The organism is Clostridium oryzae (genome assembly GCF_002029235.1).
GTDB lineage: Bacteria > Bacillota > Clostridia > Clostridiales > Clostridiaceae > Clostridium_AE > Clostridium_AE oryzae.
This window is the reverse complement of sequence record NZ_MZGV01000046.1, coordinates 23,518-29,517: the sequence shown is the minus strand read 5'-3', so window position 1 is coordinate 29,517 and position 6,000 is coordinate 23,518. Positions and strand designations below refer to the sequence as shown.

Annotated in this window: 5 protein-coding genes; 3 read left to right on the top strand and 2 right to left on the bottom strand. The window is 31.5% G+C overall.

Translation table 11 applies throughout. From position 1 onward, the window contains the following. Positions 1-471 precede the first annotated feature (471 nt). On the bottom strand, positions 472-2,214 hold the full coding sequence (locus tag CLORY_RS16760) for an ABC transporter ATP-binding protein (protein WP_079426609.1): 1,743 nt from the start codon (positions 2,212-2,214) through the stop codon (positions 472-474). 202 nt (positions 2,215-2,416) lie between these two features. Here CLORY_RS16760 and CLORY_RS16755 point away from each other — a divergent pair, with 202 nt between their 5' ends. The 3 genes from CLORY_RS16755 to CLORY_RS16745 all read left to right on the top strand — a co-directional run bounded on the left by CLORY_RS16755 (position 2,417) and on the right by CLORY_RS16745 (position 5,140). Continuing rightward, positions 2,417-2,878: a ribonuclease H-like YkuK family protein gene (locus CLORY_RS16755; RefSeq protein ID WP_079426607.1), complete on the top strand. Its 462-nt coding sequence runs from the start codon at positions 2,417-2,419 to the stop codon at positions 2,876-2,878. Between the two features lie 266 nt (positions 2,879-3,144). Further along, a complete protein-coding gene (gene aroC, locus CLORY_RS16750; RefSeq protein ID WP_079426605.1) occupies positions 3,145-4,230 on the top strand; it encodes a chorismate synthase in 1,086 nt (361 codons plus the stop codon). A gap of 373 nt (positions 4,231-4,603) precedes the next feature. Continuing rightward, positions 4,604-5,140 (top strand): ECF transporter S component, encoded by a 537-nt coding sequence (locus CLORY_RS16745; protein WP_079426602.1) that lies wholly within the window; start codon positions 4,604-4,606, stop codon positions 5,138-5,140. A 4-nt stretch (positions 5,141-5,144) separates the two neighbouring features. On the opposite strand, the gene CLORY_RS16740 is transcribed toward CLORY_RS16745, so the two are convergent. Then, positions 5,145-5,981 (bottom strand): HAD family hydrolase, encoded by an 837-nt coding sequence (locus CLORY_RS16740; protein ID WP_169911660.1) that lies wholly within the window; start codon positions 5,979-5,981, stop codon positions 5,145-5,147. Between the last annotated feature and the right edge of the window lie 19 nt (positions 5,982-6,000).

The following is a 6,000-nucleotide window of genomic DNA, read 5'->3' as shown; positions in this document are numbered from 1 at the left end:
CTATAATATATCTCTTATACGTCTTTTCTATAGATATGTTAACGGTTTGTAAGCATTCAGAAATCTGTTCAATATTTATTAACATTATTAATTTAGTAATATAAATATAAGACGAACTAAATGCTCTAGACGAAATAGTTAAGAGAAAGTGCATTAAATAGGTATGAGAGTTAAGAGTAAAGAGAAAAGAGATAAGTGATAAGTGAAGGTTAAAATTCAGCCGGGCTGAATTTTGATTGTATAGATAATCCTAATTATTTTAATAATATTTTTAGAATGTTAGGTATTATCTTAGTTTTTAGAAAATTATCTGCCGATAATCAGATTTAAATTCTCAGAAATTCTGCACAGCAGAATTTCTTCCTTCACTTTTCTCTTTACTCTTTTCTCTTACCTATCTAAAGCATACACTAACTACTAAATATTATCTTCATTTAATTCACTTTCTTAGTTCGTCTTTTATTTATAATTCTATCCAACGTTATCAAACTGCATATTATATAAATATGCATATGTTCCATCTTGCTCTATAAGCTCATCGTGGTTTCCTCGCTCTACTACGCCTTCATCTGTAAGCACTAATATTTCATCCGCTCTACGTATAGTGCTTAATCTATGCGCTATAACTATAGTCGTCCTATTCTTAGATAACTCCTCCAGAGAATTTTGAATGAACTTTTCGCTTTCATTGTCTAATGCAGAAGTAGCCTCATCTAATATTAATATAGGAGGGTTCTTTAAAAATACTCTTGCTATTGATATTCTCTGTTTTTGTCCTCCCGAGAGCTTAACCCCTCTCTCACCTACATAAGTCTCATATCCATCTTCCAATTCCATTATAAAATCGTGTATATTGGCAAGTTTAGCAGCTTCTATAACTTCTTCATAAGTAGCATCAGGTTTTCCATAGGCTATGTTGTCTCTTATGTTGCCTGCAAATAGGTATACATCCTGCTGAACTATACCAATAGAATTTCTCAGAGCTTTGAGTTTTATATCTCTTATATCAATGCCATCCAATTCTATCTTGCCATCTGTGATTTCATAAAACCTCGGTATAAGGCTGCATAATGTAGTTTTACCTCCACCGGATGGACCAACTAAAGCTATGGTTTTCCCTGCTGGAATATCTATATTTATATTATCTAAAACATTATGCTCCTCATTGTAACTAAAGGAAACATTCTTCAAACTTATATTTCCTCTAACATTTTTTATTGCTACAGCATCCTTACTATCTTCTATATCTGGTACAGTTTCGATAATTTCCAAAAAACGTTCAAATCCTGTTATACCTCTTTGATATTGTTCCGTAAAATTCACGAGCTTATCTATAGGATTTAAATATATATTTATATATAGTATATATACTAACAAATCTGATATATTTAGTTGTCCAATGCTTATGAATATTCCACCGCCAAGTACTACAAACAAGTTAAGTAGTCCTTGAAAAAATCCATTTCCGCTATAAAATTGACCCATAAGAAAGTAGTTTTTCTCTTTTGATCTTAAAAATTCGTTATTACCTTTCTCAAATTTCTTACTTTCAATATGTTCATTGGCAAAGGATTTAACTATCCTTATTCCTGAAAGACTGTCTTGAATCTGAGCATTAACGTCTGCAATTTTCTCTCTGTTTTCTTTAAATACTTTTTTCATCTTCTTATTGTAAACAAGAGAGAAATACAGCATTAGTATAGTTATTATAAATAAGCCAATAGTTATTTTAGTATTAATGGTCATCAATATAATAAAGGAGCCAACTATCTTCAGCATAGAAATAAATAAATCTTCAGGGCCGTGGTGTGCCAATTCTGATATATCAAACAGATCTGTCACAATTCTTGACATCAGCCTGCCAGTATTTGTGTTATCATAGTAAGAAAATGATAACTTTTGAAGATGATCAAAAATATCTTTTCGCATATCTGTTTCCATCTTAGCACCCATTATATGTCCCCAAGATGTAATAAAATATTGGCAGAAATATTTTATTATATACATGGCTATCAATATTATTCCAATATATATTATATATTTGATTATCTTAGCTTTATCATTCATCAAATATACGTCATTCTGCAGAAATCTCACAAATAGTGGAAATACCAAATCAATACCCGAAAGCATTAATGCGCAAAACATATCCGCATAGAATAAAGTTTTATACGGTCCATAGTAGCTGATAAATTTTTTAAGAATTCTCTTCATGTAATTTCTCCTCCCCCTTTTAGCAGCATACAAATAAAAATAACATTTTGTCGTTTTTTTTTCAATGGTTAATCTTCTATTATTTCGTTTATACAAAATTTATTGAAAATGCATAATTTTCTTAACTTTTTATAAATACTAAAGTAGTATAATAAATATAATAACAAAATTATTTGCAATAGTTTTATTGGAGGTGGACATTATGCGTAGTCTCACTCATGGTGAAGTGTCTTTTAAACGAATGTGTCACTTAATAAAGAAATATATTAATGCTGCTCAAGATTATAAATATCATATAACTGTTGGAACAGATTCACAAAATTATGATATAACAAAAGTTGTGGTAGTTGTGGCTGTTTGGCGCGTAGGCAGCGGCGGAATCTTTTTTTATGACGTAAGGAAAGTTACAAAGATAACTAATATCCGGCAAAAATTATTTTATGAAACAAGCTTAAGTATCGAAATGGCTCAAAAACTTTCCTCTTATCTAGAGATAAATAATAGTAACTGTGATATAGCCATTCATATAGATGCTGGAAATGACGGACCATCATCTTCTGTTATTCCTGAAATAGTTGGATGGGTAAAAGGCAGCGGTTTTAATTGCAATACAAAACCAGATTCCTACGCTGCATCTTCAATAGCTAATAAATATTCAAAATAAGTGGTGATTGACCTATGTCGGCTGAAAAATCTCTCCTAGTTGAAAGGTCTAAATGACCTTTAGCAGGCTATTTACAAAGGATAGTAAGATGTATAAATAGCCTGAAAAACCACTTTTAATGCGCTGACTCTTAATATTCATATAGTTTCTTATTTTATTGCAACTGATGCTTATTAATTACTAATCTTATGTTTTCTATTTGCCACAAATAGGGTGTTATAATATAATGTACTTAAACATTTCAATCGATAGAGGAGGCATTATTAATGAGTGGAGTTTGGGGCAAACAGATAGAATATTCCATTTTCGGAGAATCACACGGTGAAGCTCTCGGAATTGTAATAAGCGGTCTTCCTGTAGGTATAAAATTAGATTTAGACTTTATAAGGAAAGAAATGAAAAGGAGGGCTCCTGGTTCTAGTGATTTAGTCACACCTAGAAAAGAGGAGGATGCCTTCGAAATATTGAGCGGATATTTTGAAGAACACACTACTGGCGCTCCGTTATGTGCAATTATAAGAAACAAAAATACAAGATCTAGTGATTATAATAATTTACGTTATGCAATGAGACCCGGTCATGCTGATTACAGTGGCAGGGTTAAATATAAAGGCTTTAACGATTTCAGGGGGAGCGGACACTTTTCAGGTCGTATAACTGCTCCACTTGTATTTGCAGGTGCTATAGCAAAGCAAATACTTGCTTCTAAAGGTATAAAGATAGTTAGTCATGTTCTTAGTATTCACAACATTAAAGATACCGCTTTTGACCTTGCAAATTTTGAAGAAAGCCTCGTAAAAAAGCTATCTTCATTAGCTTTTCCAGTTATAGATGAAAGCATTGCGGAAGATATGAAACAAGCAATAAGGACTGCTAAAGATAATAAAAACTCTGTTGGCGGCGTAGTTGAATGTGCCATATTGAATATGCCAGCAGGAATAGGTGATCCGTTTTTTGATTCTATAGAAAGTACACTTGCTCACCTTCTTTTTTCAGTACCTGCAGTGAAAGGTGTTGAATTTGGAAAAGGCTTTGAAATATCTTCATTGACAGGTATCGAAGCAAATGATCCATATGCCATAGTTGATGGTGAAATAAGAACCACTTCTAATAACAATGGTGGAATAATAGGTGGAATTTCAAATGGAATGCCTATAGTGTTCAAATGTGCAATAAAGCCAACTGCTTCCATAGGACTTGAACAAGACACTATAGACATAGTAAACATGAAAAATACAAAACTGACTGTAGAAGGAAGACATGATCCTTGTATAGTTCCTAGAGTACTACCTGTAATAGAAGCAGCAGCAGCCATAGGAATTCTTGACAGCTACTTAACTTCTAATAAATAAATATTAAATTTATGCATAATAAAGATAGCTCTTACAATCTAAAAAATCCACAAAGGAAAATTATTGACATGTATGAGTTATCTTTAATTATTTTTTAATATAACATAGCTGATTTCAGTAAATATCACTTGTCATTCAGTTAATAAAAGGTGCTGACCTGTCAATGCTATTTATGGAACATTCTACTTTTCATATTTGATCAAAGTTTCTGCACAACTGCCTCATTCTCCCAAGGAGCATTTACAAAATAATAATTATTCACATATTATAATACTTTATTTATGAAGTATTTCATATTTTTGTCATAGAAATTTATTAGTAGTATATTAGTAGTATAAGGATTCAAAATAAAAATAATTTTAGAGGTGATTACATGAACTCAATTCAAATTAAGAATCTCGCAAGAACTGCTTTATTACTAGCATTAGCTATTATTATACAGTTTTTAGGCAGAAATCTGCCTGCTATAAACCAATTTATGGTTGGACCATTAATAAATGCAATCTTACTAATCACTACTTTCGTTTGTGGTACTATATGGGGTATATCAATAGGTATATTAACTCCAATACTAGCCTGGGCAGTTGGACAACTTCCATCCCCTATGGCACCTTTCATACCATTTATAATCATCGGCAACATTATTTTTGTACTAGCCTTTGGACTCTTAAAGAGTAAAAGCTATGGTAAATACTTAGGCATACTTATAGGCTCTATATTGAAATTTGCATTTTTATCACTTTCAGCTAGGAAACTAGTAGCATTATTTAAGTTAGCTATTCCATCAAAAGTAGCTAATAAACTCATAATTATGATGGGTATACCACAACTTATTACAGCATTAATTGGCGGTATACTTGCACTTGTAGTTATATATATATTAATTAACAGAAAAGTAATAGAAGTGTAGTACATTATTTGATAGGACTGTCCCCAGCATTATCAGCTTTAATGAAATTGGCTATCGCGTCCTCTTCGTTGCTTCCAATAACAGCTGTAGCCATTTTTTTTAAAGCTTGGTTAGCATTTTTTACTGCATACTTTTCATCACTCTCTTCAAACATCGGACTATCATTCAAATTATCGCCGAAGCATACGAGTTTATCTGCTCCTATATATCGTTTTAGATACTTCACTGCTTGCCTTTTATTGCCATACTTATTTGTAATCTCCAACCAATAAAAATTAGAGTATATGTCCCTAGCAAAATGGTATTGTAGATCAAATTCATTTTTAAGATAATTATATATAGGGAGTAACTTGTCTTCCTCATCAATTAACGAAATGCATACAACATTTTCACCGCCGCATTCTGAATAATCCTTTGATAAAGTAAATCTCTTGTCACCGTTTTTTACTCTTCCTTCCACATAATCTTGTTCACCATAATTATGAATACCTGAGTAATACACCCTATATCTATCCATTAATTTTGTTGAAATAAACGGGGACAGTCCTTTTAATTTTATGTATTCTATTAATGCCTTATAGGCAAACTTATCAATAAAATGTTCTACTACATTTCTCTTTTTATTAACATCGTATATGAATACACCGTTATTCAAAATAATTGGTAAGTTAAGATTTAGTCCATCAATTATTTTTTTAGTAGCTTCTAACGATCTAGCTGTGGCTATTGTAAAATTTACTCCATTTTCAATAAGGCTGTTTATAATTTGTTTTGAATATTCACTTATTCTCTGTTCAGAATTTAATAATGTTCCATCTAAATCCGAAATATACAGTTTCATATTTTCCCCCTTTCTCCGC